Annotated in this window: 18 protein-coding genes and 1 pseudogene; 9 read left to right on the plus strand and 10 right to left on the minus strand. The window is 63.0% G+C overall.

All coding sequences use genetic code 11. The annotated features are described in order from the left end of the window. The first annotated feature begins 576 nt into the window (after nt 1–576). Both B5F90_RS11240 and B5F90_RS09505 read left to right on the plus strand, forming a co-directional pair. Nucleotides 577–708, plus strand: a complete 132-nt coding sequence (locus B5F90_RS11240; protein WP_262481251.1) for a hypothetical protein — start codon at nt 577–579, stop codon at nt 706–708. A gap of 60 nt (nt 709–768) precedes the next feature. Next, nucleotides 769–1056 (plus strand): annotated as a pseudogene (locus B5F90_RS09505) (lipocalin family protein); the annotation flags it as partial. Between the two features lie 24 nt (nt 1057–1080). On the opposite strand, the gene B5F90_RS09510 reads toward B5F90_RS09505, so the two are convergent. The 4 genes from B5F90_RS09510 to B5F90_RS09525 form a co-directional block, all read right to left on the minus strand. Beyond that, nucleotides 1081–2028: a DMT family transporter gene (locus tag B5F90_RS09510; protein ID WP_087362569.1), complete on the minus strand. Its 948-nt coding sequence runs from the start codon at nt 2026–2028 to the stop codon at nt 1081–1083. Between the two features lie 760 nt (nt 2029–2788). Beyond that, nucleotides 2789–3442, minus strand: a complete 654-nt coding sequence (gene upp, locus B5F90_RS09515; RefSeq protein ID WP_087362570.1) for a uracil phosphoribosyltransferase — start codon at nt 3440–3442, stop codon at nt 2789–2791. Nucleotides 3443–3482: 40 nt separating this feature from the next. Beyond that, nucleotides 3483–4700 (minus strand): GTPase HflX, encoded by a 1218-nt coding sequence (gene hflX / locus B5F90_RS09520; protein WP_087362571.1) that lies wholly within the window; start codon nt 4698–4700, stop codon nt 3483–3485. A 135-nt stretch (nt 4701–4835) separates the two neighbouring features. After that, nucleotides 4836–5519, minus strand: a complete 684-nt coding sequence (locus tag B5F90_RS09525) for an energy transducer TonB (RefSeq protein ID WP_087362572.1) — start codon at nt 5517–5519, stop codon at nt 4836–4838. 161 nt (nt 5520–5680) lie between these two features. Between B5F90_RS09525 and rlmN the strand changes: the two genes are divergently transcribed. Continuing rightward, nucleotides 5681–6736, plus strand: a complete 1056-nt coding sequence (rlmN, locus tag B5F90_RS09530; RefSeq protein WP_087362573.1) for a 23S rRNA (adenine(2503)-C(2))-methyltransferase RlmN — start codon at nt 5681–5683, stop codon at nt 6734–6736. A gap of 410 nt (nt 6737–7146) precedes the next feature. Then, complete coding sequence (locus tag B5F90_RS09535; protein WP_087362574.1) at nt 7147–7575, plus strand: thioredoxin family protein; 429 nt, start codon at nt 7147–7149, stop codon at nt 7573–7575. Nucleotides 7576–7863: 288 nt separating this feature from the next. On the opposite strand, the gene B5F90_RS09540 is transcribed toward B5F90_RS09535, so the two are convergent. Together B5F90_RS09540 and B5F90_RS09545 are read right to left on the minus strand one after the other, a co-directional pair. Then, nucleotides 7864–9894 carry a M13 family metallopeptidase gene (locus tag B5F90_RS09540; protein ID WP_087362600.1) on the minus strand — a complete coding sequence of 677 codons (2031 nt, stop codon included), beginning with the start codon at nt 9892–9894 and terminating at the stop codon, nt 7864–7866. 202 nt (nt 9895–10096) lie between these two features. Beyond that, nucleotides 10097–11359, minus strand: a complete 1263-nt coding sequence (locus B5F90_RS09545) for a phosphoglycerate kinase (RefSeq protein WP_087362575.1) — start codon at nt 11357–11359, stop codon at nt 10097–10099. 822 nt (nt 11360–12181) lie between these two features. Between B5F90_RS09545 and kbl the strand changes: the two genes are divergently transcribed. Further along, nucleotides 12182–13369, plus strand: coding sequence for a glycine C-acetyltransferase (kbl, locus tag B5F90_RS09550; RefSeq protein WP_087362576.1), 1188 nt, complete (start codon nt 12182–12184; stop codon nt 13367–13369). Between the two features lie 46 nt (nt 13370–13415). Further along, nucleotides 13416–13889: an Lrp/AsnC ligand binding domain-containing protein gene (locus B5F90_RS09555; protein WP_087362577.1), complete on the plus strand. Its 474-nt coding sequence runs from the start codon at nt 13416–13418 to the stop codon at nt 13887–13889. A gap of 290 nt (nt 13890–14179) precedes the next feature. Here the strand turns inward: B5F90_RS09555 and B5F90_RS09560 are convergent, their stop codons facing one another. From B5F90_RS09560 to B5F90_RS09575, 4 genes are all read right to left on the minus strand, one after another. After that, nucleotides 14180–14734, minus strand: a complete 555-nt coding sequence (locus B5F90_RS09560; protein ID WP_162607775.1) for an HXXEE domain-containing protein — start codon at nt 14732–14734, stop codon at nt 14180–14182. Nucleotides 14735–14751: 17 nt separating this feature from the next. Continuing rightward, on the minus strand, nt 14752–15375 hold the full coding sequence (rsmG, locus tag B5F90_RS09565) for a 16S rRNA (guanine(527)-N(7))-methyltransferase RsmG (RefSeq protein WP_087362579.1): 624 nt from the start codon (nt 15373–15375) through the stop codon (nt 14752–14754). 301 nt (nt 15376–15676) lie between these two features. Beyond that, nucleotides 15677–16234 (minus strand): RNA polymerase sigma factor, encoded by a 558-nt coding sequence (locus tag B5F90_RS09570; RefSeq protein ID WP_087362580.1) that lies wholly within the window; start codon nt 16232–16234, stop codon nt 15677–15679. After that, complete coding sequence (locus B5F90_RS09575; RefSeq protein WP_087362581.1) at nt 16225–17379, minus strand: glycosyltransferase; 1155 nt, start codon at nt 17377–17379, stop codon at nt 16225–16227. The genes B5F90_RS09570 and B5F90_RS09575 overlap by 10 nt, the downstream gene beginning before the upstream one ends. 363 nt (nt 17380–17742) lie before the next feature. Between B5F90_RS09575 and tgt the strand changes: the two genes are divergently transcribed. The 3 genes from tgt (at nt 17743) to B5F90_RS09590 (ending at nt 21015) form a co-directional block, all read left to right on the plus strand. Then, nucleotides 17743–18873, plus strand: coding sequence for a tRNA guanosine(34) transglycosylase Tgt (gene tgt / locus B5F90_RS09580; protein WP_087362601.1), 1131 nt, complete (start codon nt 17743–17745; stop codon nt 18871–18873). A gap of 71 nt (nt 18874–18944) precedes the next feature. Then, a complete protein-coding gene (locus B5F90_RS09585; protein WP_087362582.1) occupies nt 18945–20048 on the plus strand; it encodes an LptF/LptG family permease in 1104 nt (367 codons plus the stop codon). 13 nt (nt 20049–20061) lie between these two features. Continuing rightward, entirely contained in the window at nt 20062–21015 is a 954-nt protein-coding gene (locus B5F90_RS09590; protein WP_087362583.1) for a PASTA domain-containing protein, read from the plus strand. The last annotated feature ends 342 nt before the right edge of the window (nt 21016–21357 follow it).

A 21357-nucleotide genomic window follows, 5' to 3' on the forward strand; every position in this document is an offset into this window, starting at 1 on the left:
TGGTCAGAAAAAGAGCTGAAGAGGGGCCGGGAGTTTATACTCCGACAAGAGGCGAATGCCCCGGAGGCATCCCGGCGGCCCGCAACTCCGCAACACACATCAGCCGGCCGCACGACGCACCGGCGAACACATGGTCTGCCCCAAATCAGGACCAGCCAGCCTGGAAAACGACCGAACAAATCAGACATCGTAGCTCCGCCTCCGGACAAAAATTCTGTTACTCAGAGGCTGTCCCAACAAGACAGAACAGTCACAACGCCCGAATATGGGCCGGAAGTTTTGCATTCTTCTCCGAATGTGCTACTTTTGCAATAACTCAATGATTACACGGAAAGTGTAGCTTGTTCTCGTTGAACGAACGTAGGAAATTCGATTATAGCGGAGAATAGGCAGACATTTTGCCGCGTCATATCCATTCGTGGGTATAGGCGTGGGGCTGTTGCTTATTTATGCTATAAGGTTTCCTACGACCTGTTCAACCAAAATAAGTTTTCGGCACCACGCTTTCTGTTTTTTGAACCCCAACCTTTAACCGCCGTGCAGGTGCCGGCACGACAACCCAAACTTATTGCAACGATGAAAAAGTTGTTTTTTCTTGCAGCCGCCCTCTTTGCGGCCTGCTCGCTTTCAGCCTGCTCCGACGAAGAGGAGAACAGCACCCTTAACCCCGACCAAATCATCGGGACGTGGCAGATAACTCTTGACTAGGGCTGGGCAACCTACGCAGACGGGACGCGGGATGACTGGTCGGTCACCTACCCCGACGCTTCGGACGGCAACTACTATTGGACCTATACGTTCCGGGAGGAGGGAACCTGCGTGCGCGAAAGCCATGCCGACTATTACAACCCCGGCGAGAATCATACGGACGAATACTCCTACACCATCGCGGGCAACCGGCTTACGATGAAGTGCACGACGGACAGCGACCTCGACTTTGCCTGCGCGATTCAGAGCCTTTCGTCGGAGCAGCTGGTTCTCTACACCCACGACACGGAGGCCAGCATATCCCACGAGGAGTTTGAACAGACGGAAACCTACAAGAGGGTGAAATAGCCTCCTCTGCCCGTTGCGCCGCCTCTACTGCCGGCGGCGGTGGAGGTGCGGCAGCGGAATGCGGGGGAAGAGCTTGCGGAAGCGCACCAGCGTCGCCGAGATGCGGTTGCCCGCCACAATCAGGCTCACGGCCACGATGATGAGCAGCATGCCGCAGAGGATGCGCGGCGTGAGCTGCTCGCCGAAGATGGTCACCCCGAAGAAGACCGCCGTCACGGGCTCCAGCGCCCCGAGAATCGCCGTGGGCGTCGAGCCGATGTACTGAATCGCGCTCGTGGTGCAGAGGAACGAGATGGCCGTCGGGAAGAGGGCCAGCGCTACGAGGTTGCCCCACAGGTACCACCGTCCGGGAAGGGTGACCGCACTGCCGAAGTCGAGCCGCACCAGAAAGAGCGAGAGTCCGAAGAGGAGCACGTAGAAGGTCACCTTGAGCGTCGGCAGCTCGCGGAGCGAGGGTCGGTTGACCCCGACGATGTAGATGGCATAGGAGAGCGACGAGGTCATGACGAGCAGCGTTCCCGTGAGGCTCAGCGTCGCGCCGTCACCCGCGCGGTAGAGCAGGCCGATGCCCGCGACGGCCAGCAGGATGCAGAGCGCCGTCTGCAGCGTGAGCCGTTCGTGGAAGCCCACGGCCATGATGAGCGCCACCATGATGGGATAGACGAAGAGGAGTGTCGAGGCGATGCCGGCGTCCATGTAGTTGTAGCTCAGGAAGAGCGCCAGCGACGAGAGCGAGAGCAGAAGCCCCAGCACCACAAGGGCGGGAATCTGGCGCGCCCGGAGGCCGAAGTCCCAGCCGCGGCGGACGCGGAGCATGGCGCCGACGAGCGGGATGGCAAAGAGGTAGCGGAAGAAGAGGACCGAATCGGGGTCCATGCCCTCCTTGTAGAGCGGGAGGGCGAAGAGGGGGTTCATGCCGTAGGTTGCGGCGGCGACCGCACCCAGCAGGTAGCCTTTGGCTTTGGTGTTCATGCCTCGTCTCGAATTTCGCAGACAAAAATAGCATTTATTTCTCCCCGCTATTGCTTCCCGCCGCATCTTTTTCCCGAAAAATCAGCGTCCGACGGTACCCGAAGCTCCGAAAAAAACGGTGTCCTCGGGCGCATGTCGGGAGCAGAGGCGGAACGGCCGCCCAGCACACATACCGAAGAGGGGGCCTCCCCCACACCCCTCCAAGAGCTCCACGAGGCGGGGCTGCACTCTCCCCTGCGCACTACAAAAAAAGGGCGGCAACCGGTCGGTCCGGTTGTCGCCCTGTTGTTTCGGGATAATTCAGAGGTCCCGCCCCGGCGTGTGTCCCGACAGAGAGGGGCAGTATAGTCGCCCGGCCGTTTCGGAAAAGGCTCGGCCGGCACACCTCTGCCCGCCCTGCTACGCATGCGCCCCGAAGAAGAGGCCAAAGGAACCCTCCGGCCGTTTCGGGAAAACATCGGCCGACGGGCCTCTCCTGCCCCACGGGCTCCGGGAAAAAGTCCGGCGCAGGGAGAGACTCGGGAGGTGACTCGGAGGTCAACCCAAAAGCCAACTTAGAGTCTGCCCGGCAGGTCAATTCAGCGTCCAGCCCGGGGTCAATTCAAAGTCCGACCCGAAGGTCTGCCCGGCAGGCCAACTCTCAGCCCGGCAGGCCAATTCTGCTCCAGGCCCGGAATCAACGCTCGGCCTGGCCCGGGGGCTATTCAGCGTCCGGCCCGGGAACTGGCCCGGCTGGTCGGCCCGGGGCCGGCCGGCGCACTCAGATTTTCGAGCCGTAGGCCAAATCGCCCGCATCGCCGATGCCCGGCACGATGTAGGCGCGCGAGGTGAGCTCCTCGTCAACGGCCGAGGCCCAGATGGTGGTCGTCTGGCGCGGCATGTTCTTCTCGACGTAGTCGACACCCTGCTCGCTGGCGATGACCGCCGCCACGTGGGTATGCTTCGGCACGCCGCCCCGCTCGCAGAGCGCATTGTAGGCCAGCACGAGCGACGAACCCGTCGCCAGCATCGGGTCGACCAGCAACAGCACCTTGCCCTCCAGCTCGCCGCACGAGATGTACTCGACCTTCACCTTGAACTTGCCGTCCTTCGTACTCTTGCGATAGGCCGAGACAAAGGCGTTCTCCGCATCGTCGAAGTAGTTGAGAAAGCCCTGGTGGAAGGGAAGGCCCGCACGGAGGATGGTCGCCACCACCACGCGGTCGTCAATCGTCTGGACGGTAGCCTCGCCCAGCGGCGTCTCGACCACGCGCGGTACATACTCCAGCGTCTTCGAAATCTCGTAGGCCGTCACCTCGCCGATACGCTCCAGATTGCGGCGGAAGCGCATCGAGTCCTGCTGGACGGACTTGTCGCGGATTTGCGCGATGAACTTGTTGAGCACGGTGTTCTGCTCGCTCAGGATATGCAACATAGAATCGGGGTTTGATGTTCGGTTTGTCGGTGTGCGCGGTTCAATAGAGGAAGTTGTTGAACGGGTAGCGGCCGGCATGAATCTCGCGGACCATGCCGTAGAGGTCCGAGCGGAACTTCTCGATGTTGCTCCGCGTGAGGGCCGAGAGGAAGATGCAGGGGGTGTTGGCCCGGGCTATCCAGCTCCGGCGCAGGTCGTCGAGCGAGAGGTTCTCGCGCGTGGCCGGCGTGAGGTCGTCCTCCTCCTTCTTTACATAGGTATAGGCGTCGACCTTGTTGAAGACCAGGTAGACGGGTTTGTCGCCCGCACCAATCTCCTGCAGCGTCTGCTTGACCACCGCAATCTGCTCCTCGAACTGCGGGTGCGAGATATCGACCACGTGAATCAGCAGGTCGGCCTCGCGCACCTCGTCGAGCGTCGACTTGAAGGACTCGATGAGCTCGGTGGGGAGCTTGCGGATGAAGCCCACGGTATCGGAGAGCAGGAAGGGGAGGTTGTCGAAGACCACCTTGCGCACCGTTGTGTCGAGCGTGGCGAAGAGCTTGTTCTCAGCGAAGACGTCGCTCTTCGAGATGAGGTTCATGAGCGTCGACTTGCCGACGTTGGTGTAGCCCACCAGCGCCACGCGCACGAGCGACCCGCGGTTGGAGCGCTGGACGGCCATCTGGCGGTCAATCTTCTTGAGGTCCTCCTTGAGCTTGGCAATGCGGTTGCGGATGATGCGTCGGTCGGTCTCGATTTCGCGCTCGCCCGCACCGCCGCGCGTACCCGTACCGCCGCGCTGCCGCTCGAGGTGGGTCCAGAGGCCCGACAGCCGCGGCAGCATGTATTCGTAGTTGGCCAGCTGGACCTGCGTCTTGGCGTAGGCCGTCTGGGCGCGCGAGAGGAAGATGTCGAGAATCAGGCGCGTGCGGTCGAGGATGCGGCACGGCAGCGCCTTCTCGATGTTGCGGGTCTGCGACGGCGAGAGCTCGTCGTCGAAAATCACCACGTCGATTTCATGCTCGCCGCAATACTGGGCAATCTCCTCGAGCTTGCCCGGTCCCACGTAGATGCGCGCCGAGGGCTGCGGCAGGCGCTGCATGAAGCGGCGCACGCTCTCGATGTCGGCCGTCTCGGCCAGAAACTCCAGCTCGTCGAGGTACTCCTCGGCCTGGCGGACCTCCTGTCCTTCGCGGACGACGGAGACCAGCACGGCGCGCTCACGGCGCTGCTCCTCGACGGCGGGTTGCGTCTTGTTGTTGCTCTTTTCAGCCAAAATAAATCTCCTTTCCGAGCGGACCGGTTCCGCGGCGGAGCCCTTGCGCCCCGTCGTCCGGCACCGACCCGATGCTACAAATATAGGGTATCTGCACAATGCGGATACCCTATGGGATGAAACTCAGCTCCGGAATCAGTTCTGCACGCGGAAGTCTACCGGAAGCGTGTACTTGACACGTACCACCTGGTTGCGCTGCTTGCCGGGGCTCCACTTCGGCGACTTGCTCAGCACGCGGATGGCCTCGTCGGAGAGCGAGCGGTCGGGCGACTGCAGCACCTGGATATTGGTCAGACGGCCGTCCTTCTCGATGACGAACGAGAGAACCACGCGGCCCTGGATGCCGTTCTCGAGGGCAATCTGCGGGAAGCGGATATTCTGCTGAACCCAGGTGCGGAACTTGTTCAGGTCACCGCCCTGGAACGAAGGCATCGTCTCGGCAATCAGGAAGGGCTGGTCGTCCTCGATGACCTCCTCCTTGACCTCGACCTGCTGAATCACCTCGGTGTTCTCGTCAAACTCGGCGAAGTCGACATCCGTCGTAATCTTCGTATCGTTGGTCACCACCTCGAGCATGTCGGTAATCACCTTCACCTCCACCTTCTTGGGAGCCTCGGGCGGTTTCTGGTCCTGACGCGTCACCTCGGTAATCTCCTCCTCGACGGGCGCCACGTACTCCGTAGCTATCTCGATACGATACTCCTTGGGCGTGTAGGCGAAGGCGGCAATGACCAGCAGCAGCGACACGACCAGTCCGATTTCAAGCAGAAGACCTCGCTTGTTGTTGAGGTCCGCTTTGGGCGATTTCTTAAGTTCCATTTATCCGTAATTTTTAATTGTTTCAACCGGAGTACCCGCAGAACGGGTACGCTATGCACCACAAATATACGCACAAAAATCCAAAAAAGCGCAATTCCCCGCAAAAATATGCGGATTTTCCTTAATTTTGTCCCACAAACTCCCTTCGGGGGAGGCTTCGCATGACTGAAAACGAGACTTTGTTCGGGATGGACCTCGCACAGCTGACCGCGCTGTGCAACGAGCTGGGAATGCCGCGCTTCGCCGCACGGCAGCTCACCCGCTGGCTCTATGCGCGCCGCACGGAGGAGCCCGCGCTCATGAGCGACATCGCGCAGCGCTTCCGCGAGCAGCTGGCCACGCGCTTCACCACCGCCCTCACGCCGCCCCGGCGGGTCGACCGCTCGGCCGACGGCACGAAGAAGTACCTCTTCGCCACGGCGCAGGGGGCCTACATCGAGTCGGCCTACATCCCCGACGGCGAGCGGGCGACGCTCTGCGTCTCCTCGCAGGCGGGGTGCCGCATGGGGTGCGCCTTCTGCGCCACGGGGCGGCAGGGGCTCGTGCACTCGCTCTCGACGGCCGAAATCCTCAACCAGGTGGTCTCAATCCCCGAGTTCGAACGGCTCACGAACCTCGTCTTCATGGGGATGGGCGAGCCGCTCGACAACGCCGACAACGTACTGCGGGCGCTCGACATCCTGACCGCCGAGTGGGGCTTCGGGTGGTCGCCCACGCGCATCACCCTCTCGACGGCGGGCGTCGCGCCGCAGCTGCCGCGGCTGCTCGACCAGACGAAGGTCCATCTGGCGGTGAGCCTCCACAACCCCTTCCCGGAGGAGCGGGCGCAGATTATGCCCGTCGAGCGGGCATGGCCCATCCGCAGCGTGGTCGACATCCTGCGCCGCTACGACTTCACCCACCAGCGGCGCGTCTCGTTCGAATACATCGTGCTGAGCGGCATGAACGACTCGCCGCGCCACATCCGCGAGCTGGTGCGGCTGCTCAACGGCATCAAGTGCCGCATCAACCTCATCCGTTTCCACCGCATCCCCTCGTCGCCCTTCTTCTCGCCCGACGAGGAGACGATGCTCCGCTTCCGCGACGCGCTGACGGCCCGCGGCATCCACACCACCATCCGCGCCTCGCGCGGCGAGGACATCCAGGCCGCCTGCGGACTGCTGAGCACCGCCGAGCAGATGGCGCGCAGCGGGCTCTCCGCGCCGAAGGAGGAGTAGCGGGACGGAAGGACCGGCGGCGCGAAAGGACCGGCGGGGCAAAAAGAACCGGCGAGGCAAAAGAACCGGCGGCGCGAAAGGACCGGCGGGGCAAAAGAACCGGCGGGGCAAGAGAACCGGCGAGGCAAGAGAACCGGCGGGGCAAGAGAACCGGCAGAACGGAAGAACAGCCGCACTCCATTTCAGAGCGGCTTCCGCACGGTTCGAAACGATTTTGGAGCGATTCGGAGCGATTCCGCAGTGATTCCGGAGCAAATCCGGAGTGATTTTTGCCGATTGAGCTCCGCAACAGCAGAATATCGCCGCCTCCGGAACGGTGCAAACGCGGCAGGCGCCACGGCCTCAACTACATCTGAAACCGCAATCCTTATCACATCCGCAACCATTAACCACCCTAAAACACCACCTCCATGAAACGCATCCTTTTACTCTTCCTGCTGCTGCTCGGCGCCGTCGGGGCCGAAGCCCAGGTCCGCTTCATGACCCGCTCGACCGACGGCGTGCGCCGTCAGGCCGTCGAGCAGAACAAACTGGTCTTCATCGACCTCTTCGCCACCTGGTGCCCGCCCTGCCAAATGATGGAGCGCGAGGTCTTCTCGCGCAGCGACGTCGGCGCATTCATGGAGCAGCACTTCGTCTGCGCCAAGTACGACATCGACAAGACGACGGGCCGCGAGCTGCTGAAGCGCTACGGTAACCGCAGGGTGCCGCTCTATCTAATTTTCAATACCGAGGGCGAGCTGCTCGGCCGCATCCGCGGAGCCACCGACCCCGAGCGGTTCATGGCCGAGGTAAAGCGCATCCTCGACACCCTGCCCGCGGAGCCGGAGCAGCAATAGCCGCCGCGCACTTTCCCGCGCCATTGTCCGCTCCGCGCCTTCCACCGGCACGCCACACACAAAAAAGATTCCCGAACCCCTCATGAGGGATTCGGGAATCTTTCGTTTATGACGCTCGGGGCGGGATGCAAATGATGACCGGGATGCGGGCCAGAATCCCGGACCGAAGTCTCAGGCCGGAAATGCAGGCCGAAGTGCGGGCTGGAGTACGGACTGGAGTACGGGTCTAAAAACAGACTGTAATGCAGCCCCGACCGCTCTGCTCCGCCCCGGGTCGCGTTACCCGCGCTACCAGATAATCACGCGCTCGGACTCGGGCAGGAACATCGGGCCGTCGGTGATGCCGAAGGCGTCGTAGAAGCTCTGCAGGTTGCGCAGCGTGGCGTTGACGCGCCACTTGCCCAGCGAGTGCACGTCGAGCTTCGTCAGACGGGCAATCTCCTCGTCGCGGATGTTCTGTCCCCACAGCGTCGCATAGGCCAGGTAGAAGCGCTGGTCGGCCGTGAAGCCGTCGATGGGCGCCGGAGCCTCCTTGCCCTCGAGCGAGTTGTGGAAGGCCGTCCAGGCCACGCGCAGACCGCCCTGGTCGGCGATGTTCTCACCCAGGCAGAGCGAACCGTTGGCCATCAGTGCCGGCTGGCCGTCCTTGGCCGGAAGCACCTCGATGGCGTCGAACTGCTTGACCAGCACGGCGGCCTTCTCGTTGAAGGCGGCCGTATCCTCCTCGGTCCACCAGTTGTTCATGTTGCCGTCCTTGTCGAACTGACGGCCCTGGTCGTCGAATCCGTGGGTCATCTCGTGGCCGATTACCACGCCGATGGCGCCGTAGTTGACCGCATCATCCGCATCGGGATTGTAGAACGGCGGCTGAAGAATGGCGGCCGGGAAGCAGATTTCGTTGGTCGTCGGGTTGTAGTAGGCGTTGACCGTCTGCGGCGTCATGTGCCACTCGTCGCGGTCGACCGGCTTGCCCAGCTTCGTGATGTTGTCGGCCGTATACCAGGCGCTGGCGTTGACGATGTTCTCCCAGTAGCTCTTCGAGGGGTCAATCTCGAGCGTCGTGTAGTCCTTCCACTTGTCGGGGTAGCCGATTTTCACGGTGAAGGTCGAGAGCTTCTCCTGAGCCTTGGCCTTCGTGGCGTCGGACATCCAGTCGAGGGCGGCGATGTGCTCCGAGAGGGCCGTCTGGAGGTTCTTCACCAGTGCGAGCATGCGCTCCTTCTCCTTGGCCGGGAAGTAGCGGGCCACGTACATCTCGCCCACGGCCTCACCCAGCGTGTTGTTGGGCACCGACATGGCGCGCTTCCAGCGGGGCTTCATCTCCTGCTGGCCCGACATCACCTTGCCGAAGAAGTCGAACGACGCCTGCTGGAAATCGTCGCTCAGGTAGGGAGCGGCCGCCGTGACGTACTGCGCGGCCAGGTAGTAGCGCAGCTCGTCGAGCGTGGCGCTCTTGAGCAGCTCGTTGACGTTGGCGATGGCCGACGGCGTGGTCACGATGACCGTGTCGAAGGCGCCGACGCCCATCTTCTCGTAGTAGGCCGGCCAGTCGATGGCGTCGTAAGTCTTCTCGAAGTCGGCCTTCGACATGGGGTTGTACTGTGCGACGATGTTGCGCAGCTCGACGTTCGACCACATCTTCTCGGCCAGGCGCGTCTCGAGCGAGACGACGTCGGCTGCGGCCTGCTCGGCCTGCTCGAGGCCCGCCAGCTGGAACAGACGGGCGAGCATCTCACCGTAGGCCTTCTTGATGCCGGCATTCGACTCGTCGACGTAGTAGTCGCGCGTGCCCATGCCCAGACCGCTCTGCGAGACGTAGAGGGCGTTGACGTTGCTGTTCATCAGGTCGGCCTCGACGCCCATCGAGAAGAAGGGGTTGCCCACCGAACGGTGCAGGTCGGCAATGGCCCCCGTCAGCTGTGCGCGGTCCGTGATGGCGAGCAGCTCGCCGAGCTTGCTCTGGATGGGGGCGGCACCCTCGGCGTTGAGCCGTGCGGAGTCAAGTCCCATCTTGTAGAGGTCCGAGATTTTCTGCTCGACGCTCCCCTTGGCCGCCTCCATCTTCGTCATCTCCTGGAAGAGGTCGTTGATGCGCTTCTGGTTGTTCTCGCCGATTACGTCGAAGGCACCGTAGCGCGAATATTCGGGTTTGAGCGGGTTCTTGGCCTGCCACCCGCCGGTGGCGTACTGATAGAAGTCGACGTTGGGAGCCACCGTGAGGTCCATGTTCGACACGTCGATGGCCGGCGTCTTGGGCGCATTGTTCTGGCAGGCGGAAGCCATACAAGCCATAGCTGCAAGGAAAATGATTTTCTTCATGTGTTGGTTTTTGTTGTGCGGCATGCGGGCGGTCGCAGCTGCGGGCGGCGGGCGGTGGTGCACCCTGCCTCGGGCAGCAGAGGCGGAGGCATCCCCTTGCGGGGAGGCGCCGTTCCGGAGGCGGCCCGTGCCGTCGGGTTCCGAAGTTTTGAGGTCGGGGTAAAATCAAACAGGGGGCCGTCTCTTGCGGCCCCCTGCTTGTTTAGTCACGGATGGCCGCTACACCCGGCAGGTCACCGAACTCGATGTACTCGAGCAGCGCGCCGCCGCCCGTCGAGATGTAGGAAACCTGGTCGGCCAGACCGAACTTGTTGATGCAGGCAACCGAGTCGCCGCCGCCGATGAGCGAGTAGGCGCCCTTCTTGGTAGCCTCGGCGATGGCGAGCGCCACCTCCTTCGAACCCGTTGCGAACTTGTCGATTTCGAAGACACCCACGGGGCCGTTCCACAGAATGGTCTTGCAGCCGAGGATGTGCTCGCGGAAAATCTTCTTGCCCTCGTCGGCGATGTCGACGCCTTCCCATCCGTCGGGGATGTTGTTGGCGGGGGCCGTCGAGGTGTTGGCGTCGGCCGAGAAGGCGTCGGCAATCAGGGCGTCGGGCGACATGACGAGCTTGACACCCTTCTGCTTGGCCAGCTCGAGAATCTCGAGGGCCACGGGGAACATGTCGGGCTCGCAAATCGAGTTGCCGACCTTGCCGCCCTGGGCTGCGGCGAAGGTGTAGGTCATACCGCCGCCGATGACAATCGAATCAACCTTCTCGATGAGCGACTTGATGACGCCAATCTTGGTCGAAACCTTCGAACCTCCGATGATGGCGCAGAAGGGGTGTGCCGGGTGCTCCATGAGCGACGAGATGGCCTTGACCTCCTTCTCCATCAGGTAGCCGAACATCTTGTCATTGGGGAAGTACTTGGCAATCAGATAGGTCGAAGCGTGCTTGCGGTGAGCCGTACCGAAGGCGTCGTTGATGTAGCAGTCGGCATACGAAGCCAGCTTCTTGACGAACTCCTTCTGGGGACCCTCCTTGAGGGCCTTCTTGGCGGCATCCTTCTCCTCCTTGGTGGCATCCTCGGCCAGGCCGCGGGGCTTGCCCTCCTCCTCGGCGTAGAAGCGGAGGTTCTCGAGCAGTACGACTTCGCCCGGCTTAATCTCCTTGCACATCCGGGCAGCCTTCTCACCCATGCAGTCACCGGCGAACTGGACCTTCACGCCCAGGTTCTTCTCGATGGCGGGGATAATCTGCTCGAGCGAATATTTGGGGTCGGGATTCTTCTTGGGACGGCCCATGTGCGACATCAGAATCACGGCGCCGCCTTCGGCGAGCACCTTCTTGATGGTGGGGATGGCGGCACGGATGCGGGTATCGTCCGTCACCTCGCCCTTCTCGTTGAGGGGCACGTTGAAATCCACGCGGATAATCGCGCGTTTGCCTTTGAAATCGTAGTTGTCAATCGAAATCATAGCTGTTGATTTTTAAGTATTTTAGTTGAAACCTATTGCTTTGCGGATTTTTCCGTGACAAATTTACGGAAATATTTCGGATTCCGTTAGTCCGATAACAGAAAAATATGTTGCGAGGAGGCGGAAACGGGGCGCGGAAGGGGCACGGGCAAGGCGCGAGAGGGAAGAGGCGCGAGAGGGAAGAGGCGCGAGAGGGAAGAGGCGCGAGAGGGAAGAGGCGCGAGAGGGAAGAGGCGCGGGAGGGAAGAGGCGCGAGAGGGAAGAGGCGCGAGAGGGAAGAGGCGCGGGAGGGAAGAGGCGCGGGAGGGAAGAGGCGCGGGAGGGAAGAGGCGCGGGCGAGGCGAAGGACAGAACACGGAACGGCGCCGTTCCCGGAAGGGCGCACTTCGGAAGGGCGCACAATAATTATAATGAGCCGGAGCGGGAGGGCGCGCGGAAAAAGGGAAGAGGGGACGGCGGAGAAGACAGGAGGAGCGGTCGGCGGGGAAGACAGGAGGAGCGGTCGGCGGGGAAGACGGGAGGAGCGGACGGCGGGGAAGACAGGAGGAGCGGACGGCGGGGAAGGCGGGACGAAACGGCAAAAAAACGACAGAAAACGACAAAAAACGGCAGGATGCGGCCCGACAACCCGTAGGGCTTGCAACGTCTGGTTTACAGCGCATTACGCCCGAAAAACCGGCGTTTCCGCCCCGGCGGATAACAGATTGTAACCGCAAAAATGAAAATATTTCACCGAAAATACCTCTTTTCCAGAAAAATACCTATCTTTGCTAACAGATTGTCACCCCAAACAAGCCAAAAACCTTAAAACCATAACGAATCATGTACGGAAAAATCAAAGCCCATCTGCAACAGGAGCTCGCCGACATCAAGGCCGCGGGCCTCTACAAGAACGAACGCATCATCTGTTCGCCCCAGCGCGCCGAAATCGAGGTCGGCGGTCGCAAGGTACTGAATTTCTGTGCAAACAACTACCTCGGCCTCTCGGACAACCCCCGTCTGATTGAGGCGGCCAAGCGCGCGATGGACGCCCGCGGCTTCGGCATGTCCTCCGTCCGCTTCATCTGCGGCTGCCAGGACATCCACAAGGAGCTCGAAAAGGCCATCTCCGACTTCTTCGGCACCGAGGATACGATTCTCTACGCCGCCTGCTTCGACGCCAACGGCGGTGTCTTCGAGCCGCTCTTCACCGAGCAGGACGCCATCATCTCCGACGCCCTCAACCACGCCTCCATCATCGACGGCGTGCGTCTGTGCAAGGCCGTGCGCTACCGCTACGCCAACGCCGACATGGCCGAACTGGAGGAGTGCCTCAAGCGCGCCCAGGCGCAGCGCTTCCGCATCATCGTCACCGACGGCGTCTTCTCGATGGACGGCAACGCCGCTCCGCTCGACAAAATCTGCGCCCTGGCCGAGAAGTACGACGCGCTGGTGATGGTCGACGAGTGCCACTCGGCCGGCGTGCTGGGCAAGACGGGCCGCGGCATTACAGAGCTCTTCAACCTGCGCGGCCAGGTCGACATCCTCACCGGCACGCTGGGCAAGGCCTTCGGCGGCGCCGTGGGCGGCTTCACGACGGGCCGCCGCGAAATCATCGACCTGCTGCGCCAGCGCTCGCGTCCCTACCTCTTCTCCAACTCGCTGCCCCCCGCCGTGGTGGGTGCCGGCATCGAGCTCTTCCGCATGCTGGCCGAGAGCGACGAGATTCACGACCGTCTGGTGGCCAACGTCGAGCACTTCCGCAAGGGGATGATGGCTGCCGGATTCGACATCAAGCCCACGCAGTCGGCCATCTGCGCCGTGATGCTCTACGACGCCAAGCTCTCGCAGGACTTTGCCGCACGTCTGCAGGACGAAGGCATCTTCGTGACGGGCTTCTACTACCCCGTCGTGCCGAAGGGCCAGGCCCGCATCCGCGTGCAGGTATCGGCCGGACACACCTTCGAGCAGCTCGACCGCTGCATCGCAGCCTTCATCAAGGTGGGCAAGGAGCTCAACATCCTCAAGTAGGCTCCGCTGCCCCAATCCGTTCAACCTTAACCAACACGACACAGCCATGCCGAAAATCGCACTGGACGCCATCGACCGGAAAATTCTGAAGTTCCTGATTAAGAACGCCCGCATGCCGTTCCTCGAGATTGCCCGCGAATGCGGCATTTCGGGGGCCGCCATCCATCAGCGCATCCGCAAGCTGGACGAATCGGGGGTCATTCTGGGCAGCCGCCTCATCGTCGACCCCAAGATGCTGGGATTCGACGTGTGTGCCCACATCGGCATCATCATCAAGGACCCGCAGCAGCTCATGCAGACGATGGAGAAGCTGCGCGACGTGCCCGAGATTGTGGAGTGTCACTTCATCACGGGCAGCTACAACATCCTGGCAAAGCTCTACTGTCTGGACAACGAGCATCTGATGCGCACGATTTTCGACGGGATTCTCCGCATTCCGGGCGTCTCCACCACCGAGACCTTCATCTCGCTCCAGGAGGCGTTCCAGCGTCAGGTGAACGTCGACTTCATCGAGGAGTAGCACCCGGGGAGGGGCGATTGAGGGGCCGAAGAGACGAGGAACTTAGGAACCGAGGGGCCGGGAGCGTGCCGAGGAGCCGGAGAGCCGGAGAGCCGGAGGAGCTGAAGGGTCAGAGGCTGAGAAGCTGGAGGACCAAGGAGCCGAAGGCCAGCAACACCCGGACACGAGTCGCGGGCCCACGGACTGCAACACCCGGCCGCACGCTGCGGACCGCATCGACCCCCATTGACAGAGAGGGGCGGAAGCACAAATGCTTCCGCCCCTGCTGTTTTCATCCGGCAGGACTTCCCTCACCGGCACGATTTGCCGCGCCCCGCCCTTCGGTCTGCCGCTGCATGTTCCGCCAGACGATGCATCACCGCCAGATTAAATCCGGCAAAGAGCGCTCCGCCGATGCTCCAGCAGAACACCTCCCCAACGGACAAGCCGCTGCGCGCAACCGCCACGCCCCAAATCAGGGCGCCCGCCGGCAAAGCCACGACTGCCGAGACCATTCCGGGAAACATGCACCCTACGACGAGCGCTTGAAGTCCGTGAAGAAGCAGATGCAGCAGAAAAGCCGCAAACAGAGCCAGCCAGGGGCGCAAATCACACGAAAGGGTCGCAGCAACCACCAAAAGGCTCTCTTCGAGCGCAATGGCCGCAAACCAGCCTCGGGAAATCCGCCCCAATCGGGCAAAGAGCGCCCCCAGACGGGGATGACGGGCCGTCAACATCCTGCGGTTCCGGAGCGTCCATTCGGGAAGTCCGCCGCCACGGCCCAAAAGACCGAAACACTCCTCGGCCTCGTGCAGCAGAAAGCAGCAGGGAAAGAGCCAGAGCAGCCACCCCGCCGGCAAGAGCATCGAAGGGGCCGCAGACATCACACCTTGGGGGTATAGACCACGCGCTTGGTGGCGAAGAACTCCTCGTCGAAGAAGTCGGAGATGTTGAAAAGCTGCCACTTGAGGTGCGTGGCGGCCAGCTCCTCGGCCAGGTCGCCCCCCTTCAGGTAGAGGATTCCGTTGGGCAGCGTGCCGTGCTGTCCCCGCTCGATGCGGTTCCAAATCCACCCCACGAAGGTCGCCATCTCGGTCACGGCGCGCGAAACGACGTAGTCGAAGCGCTCGGTGAGCTGCTCGACCCGCACGCAGCGCGCCTCGAGGTTGGTCAGTCCGAGCGACGAGCGGACCCCCTCGACCACCGTGATTTTCTTGCGGATGGAGTCGGCCGCCACGAAGTGCGCCTCGGGGAAGAGGACCGCCAGCGGCACCGACGGGAAGCCGCCGCCGCACCCCACGTCGAGGATGCGCGCCCCGGCATCGAAGCGGCAGACCCGCGCGATGGCCAGCGAGTGGAGCACGTGGCGCAGGTAGAGCTGGTCGAAGTCCTTGCGCGAGACGACGTTGATTTTGGCGTTCCAGTCGGCGTAGAGGTCGTACATGGCGGCAAAGCGGTCGCACTGCTCGGGGCTCAGGTCGGGAAAGTATTTCAGTATCAGTTCCATGGCCGGGATATGTTTCGGTGTGTGGTTCGGTTGCGTGGTGTCCGGGCTCTATGTTCGCATTTTTCCGGGGTCTTCCGGGGATTTTCCAGAATTTTCCAGATATTCGGGGGTTATCCGGTTTTTCGGGGATTCGGGCGCTGTTTCGCGGCGGGTTCCGTGGCAGTCGGCGGCCGAAGCAGGCTTTCCGGTTTTTTCGGGCTCTGTCTCGTTGCAGGTTGTCGCGGCAGTCGGCGGCCGAAGCTGGTTTTCCAACTGCCCGCGTCCCCGGATTATTTGCTCCCCCGAACGGCTCGCGCCCCGCCTACTCGCCCCGGGCGATAAGACGGCACATCTGCTCGCGGGCGCGGTGAATCTGCGTCTTGACCGTCCCGAGCGGGAGCCCCAGCTTGGTGGCTATCTCCTCGTAGGAGTACTCGTCGAAGAAGCGCATCCGTATCAGCTCGCGGTAGCGCGGCGTAAGCTGCTCAAGGTAGTGTTCGAGCTGCGTCCGCTGCTGCAGGTTGATGAAGCGCTCCTCGGGGGTCGGCGTCGGCGACGGCGGCGAGGCGAAGCGCTCGTCGATGGGGAGCTCCTCCTGACGCTTGCGCACGTAGTCGATGAAGGTGTTGCGGGCGATGGTGTAGAGCCACTGCCCGAAGGTGTAGTCGGGACGGTAGCGGTGGAGGTTGATGTAGACCTTGATGAAGGTCTCCTGCAGCAGGTCGTCGGCGCCGTCGGTGCCTCCGAGCCGCTGCACGAAGAGGCGGTGGATGGCCTCGCGGTAGCGGTCGAAGAGGTATTCGAAGGCGACGTCGTCCCCTCCGAGCGCCAGCCGCACCAGTTCGCGGTCCTCGGCAACGATGTAGTCGGCTATCTCCATACGCGTTCGTCTTTGCGGCGGAGCATGAGGCTCAGCACCGCGGCATAGAAGGGGCTCAGCAGGTCATAGAGGAAGTAGGTGCGCACCAGTCCCTCCTCGCCCAGACGCCGGGCGATGCGCCGCACCTCGAGCGCCACGACCACGTAGCGAGCGAGGAGCAGGAAGACCACCGCCAGCTTGTATTCGAGCGGCATGAGCACCAGCGCCGCAACGGCCGCCACCCAGAAGAGCAGCCGCGAGAGGAGCTCGAAGCGGATGAAGCGCTTGACCGCACCCGGGTAGAAGCGGAACGACGAGCCGTAGTAGCGCAGCTGGCTCATCCACCACCCCATGCCGCCCCACGCCTTCTGGCTGAGGGTGGCGCGCGGCGAGAGGACGACGCTCACGTTGTCGCGCGTCATCACCTGCTGCATGAAGAGGTCGTCCTCGCCGATGTTCATGTTGAGGTGGTTGAAGCCGTTGGCGTCGAAGTAGATTTTCTTGGTGAAGCCGAAGTTGTGGAAGATGCCCTTGTAGGGGCGGCGGGCGATGGCCCGCGCCAGCCAGTCGGCGGCGTGCATCATCCGCCAGCAGCGCATGAAGTAGTTGGCCAGACCCCGTCCGCGCTCCATGCCGCAGTAGCCGATGACGATGTCGCCCGTGAGGAAGCCCTTGGCCATGAGCGAGAGCCAGCGGTCGCTGCGCGGCATGGCGTCGGTCGAGGTGAGGACCAGATGCTCGTAGTGGGCCGACTTGATGCCGACGTTGAGCGCCATCTTGCGCGAAATCGGGAAGCGTGGGTCGAGCAGAATCTTGGTGGTCGTGATGCGCGGGAAGGAGCTGCCCAGACGGCGCAGCTCGGCGTAGAAGTCGTTGTCCTGACCCACGTAGACAATCACCACCTCGAAATCGGGGTAGCTCTGGGCCAGAATGAGCGAGAGGCGCTCCTCGACGAAGGCGTAATCCTCCGAAAACATGGGAATTACCACCGAGATGGGAGGCTCGTGGTCGAGCACCCGACGGCGGCGGCTGTTCTTGTAGCCGGGGATGCGGCCGTAGGCGACGAGGTAGTAGTAGAGCTGGATGCCGAGCATGAGCAGCAGCACCGCAGCGAGGGCCACGCCCGTCCAGCCGCAATAGGAGAGAACCGTATCGATGAATTGCATATGTTCGAACCGTTCGGAAACAGGGGCAAAGGTACGAAACAATTCAGACATTCGGGCGTTCGGGACGGGAATAAATTTCACGGCAGCGCGGGGCGGGGCCCCGGGAGCGCGAAGGGGGTGCGAAGAGGACGGCGAAGAGGCGGCAAAGAGGCGGCAAAGAGGCGGCGAAGAGGGCGAACAGGGGGGCCGGAGCAGGGGGCCGGAGCAGGGAGCCGGAGCAGGCCACTTCACGGGAGCCGGAGCGGGCGGTCGCACCCCGGCGCGGACGGCAACACGGGCGGCAACACGGGCGGCGGGCAACAAATCGCGGCGCAAAATTCATAATTCGCATTATTTTCCCTACTTTTGCGGGACAGTATGAGCATGCAATTTACCCTTCAGTACCGGGACCCCGCTTCGCGGGCCCGTGCCGGCGAGCTCACGACCGACCACGGCGTGATTCGCACGCCGATTTTCATGCCCGTCGGTACGGCCGCCACCGTCAAGGGGCTCTTCCACCGCGATGTGCGCGACGAGGCTCACGCCCAGATTATTCTGGCCAACACCTACCACCTCTACCTGCGTCCCGGCATGGAGATTATCGAACAGGCGGGCGGCGTGCACCGCTTCTCGACCTGGGAGGGGCCGATGCTCACCGACAGCGGCGGCTTCCAGGTCTTCTCGCTGGCCGCCTGCCGCAAGCTGCGCGAGGAGGGGTGCCACTTCCGCTCGCACATCGACGGCTCGAAGCACCTGTTCACCCCCGAGAGCGTCATCGACACCGAGCGCACCATCGGCGCCGACATCATGATGGCCTTCGACGAGTGCCCGCCGGGCGACTCGCCGCGCGACTACGCCGCCAAGTCGCTGGCGCTCACCCAGCGCTGGCTCGAACGCTGCTTCAACCGCTACCACCAGACGGCGCCCCGCTACGGCCACTACCAGGCGCTCTTCCCCATCGTGCAGGGGTGCACCTACCCCGACCTGCGCATCGCCGCGGCCGAGGATGCCATGCGCTACGACGCCGACGGATACGCCATCGGCGGCCTGGCCGTGGGCGAACCTGCCGAGAAGATGTACGAGATGCTCGAGGTGGTCGACGCCGTGCTGCCCGAGGGGCGCCCCCGCTACCTGATGGGGGTCGGCACGCCGGTCAACATCCTCGAGGGCATCGCCCGCGGCGTGGACATGTTCGACTGCGTGATGCCGACGCGCAACGGCCGCAACGGACAGCTCTTCACGGCCGAGGGCATCATCAACATCCGCAACAAGAAGTGGGAGGCAGACTTCTCGCCCATCGACCCCGAAGGGACGGCCTTCGTCGACAGGCTCTACTCGAAGGCCTACCTGCACCACCTCTGCGTCTGCGGCGAGATGCTGGCCGCCGAGATTGCCTCGCTGCACAACATCGCCTTCTACCTGCGGCTGGTGGGGATGGCCCGCGAGCACATCGCCGCAGGGGACTTCGCCGCCTGGAAGGAGCTGATGATACCCCGCCTCTCGCGCCGCCTCTGACCCGGCGCCGCCGAAGGCATGCACGCTGCAGGATGAACGTAACAAGACCATAACTTCAACGGAACGAGGAGATGAAATTCAAATTCCCGGGGTTCAAGATTCTGGACCGCTACATACTGGGGAAGTTCCTTTCGACCTACTTCTTCGCCATCGCCATGATTATCATCGTGGTGGTGCTCTTCGACTATGTCGAGAAGCTCGACAACTTCACCGAGCTGAAGGCCCCGTTCAAGAAAATCATCTTCCAGTACTACCTCAACTTCATCCCCTTCTTCATCAACCAGTTCAGCGGTCTGTTCACCTTCATCGCCTGCATCTTCTTCACCTCGAAGATGGCCTACCAGACCGAAATCGTCGCCATGCTCTCGGGAGGCATGTCCTTCCGGCGGCTCATGTGGCCCTACTTCCTGGGGGCCTTCATCATCGGCTCGCTCTCGCTGGTGCTCAACCTCTGGCTCATCCCCATCTCGCAGAAGGAGATTGTCGACTTCGAGTCGCAGTACGTCAAGCGCAAGCGCAACGCCCAGTTCGACCGCCACATCTACCGCCAGATTGAGCCCGGCACCTTCGCCTACATCCGCGGCTACTCCGAGAGCAACAACAAGGCCTCGTTCTTCGCGCTGGAGCACTACGCCGACGGCACGATGACCCAGTCGCTCGAGGCGGCCGACGTCACCTTCGACCCCGACACCCACCGCTGGACGGCGCTGCGCTACACCACCCGCAGCTTCGACTCGCTGGGCGTCGAGCAGTTCCGCCAGCACCGCAACCTCGACACGCTCATCAACCTCGAGGTGACCGAGCTGGGGCGCATCAACGAGCTGATTCAGACGATGAACATCTCGAAGCTCAACGAGTTCCTCGACCAGCAGAAGGCCAAGGGCTCCGACTCCATCAACATCATCGAGGTGGAGAAGCACGCCCGTTACGCCTATCCGCTCTCGACCTTCATCCTGACGCTCATCGGCGTCTCGCTCTCGTCGCGCAAGGTGCGCGGCGGCACGGGGCTCCACATCGGCATCGGCACGGCGCTCTGCTTCTCCTACATCCTCTTCAACCGCTTCTTCGAGGAGTTCGCCAAGAGCGGCTCGCTGCCGCCCGGTCTGGCCGTATGGCTCCCCAACATCATCTACCTCGGCATAGCCCTCTACCTCTACCGGAAGGCGCCGAAATAAACCGTACAAGGTCATGGAAAACTACTGGAAACGTCTCAAGGCCCACCCCGTGGCCTACAACCTGACGCTCATCGTCCTGACGATGCTGGCGCTGGCGCTCGTCGCCCACTTCGCCATGCAGGCGGGCACGCGCCACGGCGCACGCCGCACGGTGCCCGACTTCGCGGGCATCCCGCTCGACGAAGCGCAGCGCCTGGCCCGGAGCCACGACCTCGAACTGCAGGTCAACGACTCGCTCTTCGTGCCGGCCTACGAGGGGGGCATCGTCCTCGACCAGCTGCCGGCCGGCGGCGTCGAGGTGAAGCCCGGACGCACCGTCTACGTCACCATCAACTCCTTCCGCCAGAAGAGCGTGCCGGTGCCCTACGTGGCGGGCCGCTCGCTGCGCCAGGCCAAGAACATGCTCGAGATTGCCGGGCTGGAGATTGAGGAGCTCATCTACCGCCCCGACATGGCGACCAACTACGTGCTCGAGGAGTACTGCGACGGACGTCCCGTTCTGGAGACGAGCCGCATTGAGGCCGAAATCGGCTCGGGCGTGACGCTCTACGTGGGCGTCGCGGAGGGTTCGGGCACGACGCCCGTCCCGATGGTGACCGGCTACGGGCTGCGTCAGGCCAAGAGCCGCCTGTGGGAGCTGGGCATCAACGTCGGGCGCGTCACCTTCGACGAGGGCATCAACCTGCTCAACCAGAAGCAGACGCGCGTCTACCGACAGAGCCCCTCGGCCGAGCAGAGCATCGCCCTGGGCCAGCGCGTGGACCTCTGGCTGACGCTCGACACGAAGAAGGTCTCCGAGCAGCGCGCCGCAGCCGAGAAGGAGGCGGCCCGCACGGCCCGCGAGCGCGCCGAGCGCGAGCAGAATGTCGCCGACTCGCTGGCGCTCCTGCGCTTCGAGCAGGCGACGGGCAGCGCCGCGGAGGAGACGAGCAGCGCGGAGGACGGTGACGAAGGATTTTTCGATTGACCGACAGCATGGCATACTCCGAACACAAAGCGACGGGCCCCCTCGGGGAGCTCCGCACCCATACCGCCCCGGACGGCAGCGCACCTGCGGCCACCGGGGGCTGCATCGCCACGCCGGCCGGAGGCGACGGGGAGTCCATATCCGACAACGGAGAGCCGGCAACCGACAGCGGGAAGCCGCTGACCGGCAAAACGGCTCCGCAGCCCGGCGACCCGGCCCCGGAAGCCGGAGACACGGCTCCGCAGCCCGCCTCCGCAACCACTCCGGCCCCGGAAACCGGCAACACGACCCCTCAGCCTGCCGGCACAACCCCGAAAGCCAAGGGGGAGCCGCTCGCGGAGG

The organism is Alistipes sp. An31A, from assembly GCF_002159425.1.
GTDB classification, from domain to species: Bacteria; Bacteroidota; Bacteroidia; order Bacteroidales; family Rikenellaceae; genus Alistipes; species Alistipes excrementigallinarum.

What these genes read in the sequence shown, in the direction of transcription:
- B5F90_RS09560 (WP_162607775.1), bottom strand. Translation starts at nt 14,734, where the DNA reads ATGCTCTTGCCGGCGGGGTGGCTGCTCTGGCTCTTTCCCTGCTGCTTT.
- B5F90_RS09545 (WP_087362575.1), bottom strand. Translation starts at nt 11,359, where the DNA reads ATGATTTCGATTGACAACTACGATTTCAAAGGCAAACGCGCGATTATC.
- B5F90_RS09555 (WP_087362577.1), top strand. Translation starts at nt 13,416, where the DNA reads ATGCCGAAAATCGCACTGGACGCCATCGACCGGAAAATTCTGAAGTTC.
- kbl (WP_087362576.1), top strand. Translation starts at nt 12,182, where the DNA reads ATGTACGGAAAAATCAAAGCCCATCTGCAACAGGAGCTCGCCGACATC.
- tgt (WP_087362601.1), top strand. Translation starts at nt 17,743, where the DNA reads ATGCAATTTACCCTTCAGTACCGGGACCCCGCTTCGCGGGCCCGTGCC.
- rsmG (WP_087362579.1), bottom strand. Translation starts at nt 15,375, where the DNA reads ATGGAACTGATACTGAAATACTTTCCCGACCTGAGCCCCGAGCAGTGC.
- B5F90_RS09570 (WP_087362580.1), bottom strand. Translation starts at nt 16,234, where the DNA reads ATGGAGATAGCCGACTACATCGTTGCCGAGGACCGCGAACTGGTGCGG.
- upp (WP_087362570.1), bottom strand. Translation starts at nt 3,442, where the DNA reads ATGTTGCATATCCTGAGCGAGCAGAACACCGTGCTCAACAAGTTCATC.
- B5F90_RS09510 (WP_087362569.1), bottom strand. Translation starts at nt 2,028, where the DNA reads ATGAACACCAAAGCCAAAGGCTACCTGCTGGGTGCGGTCGCCGCCGCA.
- B5F90_RS11240 (WP_262481251.1), top strand. Translation starts at nt 577, where the DNA reads ATGAAAAAGTTGTTTTTTCTTGCAGCCGCCCTCTTTGCGGCCTGCTCG.
- rlmN (WP_087362573.1), top strand. Translation starts at nt 5,681, where the DNA reads ATGACTGAAAACGAGACTTTGTTCGGGATGGACCTCGCACAGCTGACC.
- B5F90_RS09525 (WP_087362572.1), bottom strand. Translation starts at nt 5,519, where the DNA reads ATGGAACTTAAGAAATCGCCCAAAGCGGACCTCAACAACAAGCGAGGT.
- B5F90_RS09535 (WP_087362574.1), top strand. Translation starts at nt 7,147, where the DNA reads ATGAAACGCATCCTTTTACTCTTCCTGCTGCTGCTCGGCGCCGTCGGG.
- B5F90_RS09575 (WP_087362581.1), bottom strand. Translation starts at nt 17,379, where the DNA reads ATGCAATTCATCGATACGGTTCTCTCCTATTGCGGCTGGACGGGCGTG.
- B5F90_RS09590 (WP_087362583.1), top strand. Translation starts at nt 20,062, where the DNA reads ATGGAAAACTACTGGAAACGTCTCAAGGCCCACCCCGTGGCCTACAAC.
- B5F90_RS09540 (WP_087362600.1), bottom strand. Translation starts at nt 9,894, where the DNA reads ATGAAGAAAATCATTTTCCTTGCAGCTATGGCTTGTATGGCTTCCGCC.
- B5F90_RS09585 (WP_087362582.1), top strand. Translation starts at nt 18,945, where the DNA reads ATGAAATTCAAATTCCCGGGGTTCAAGATTCTGGACCGCTACATACTG.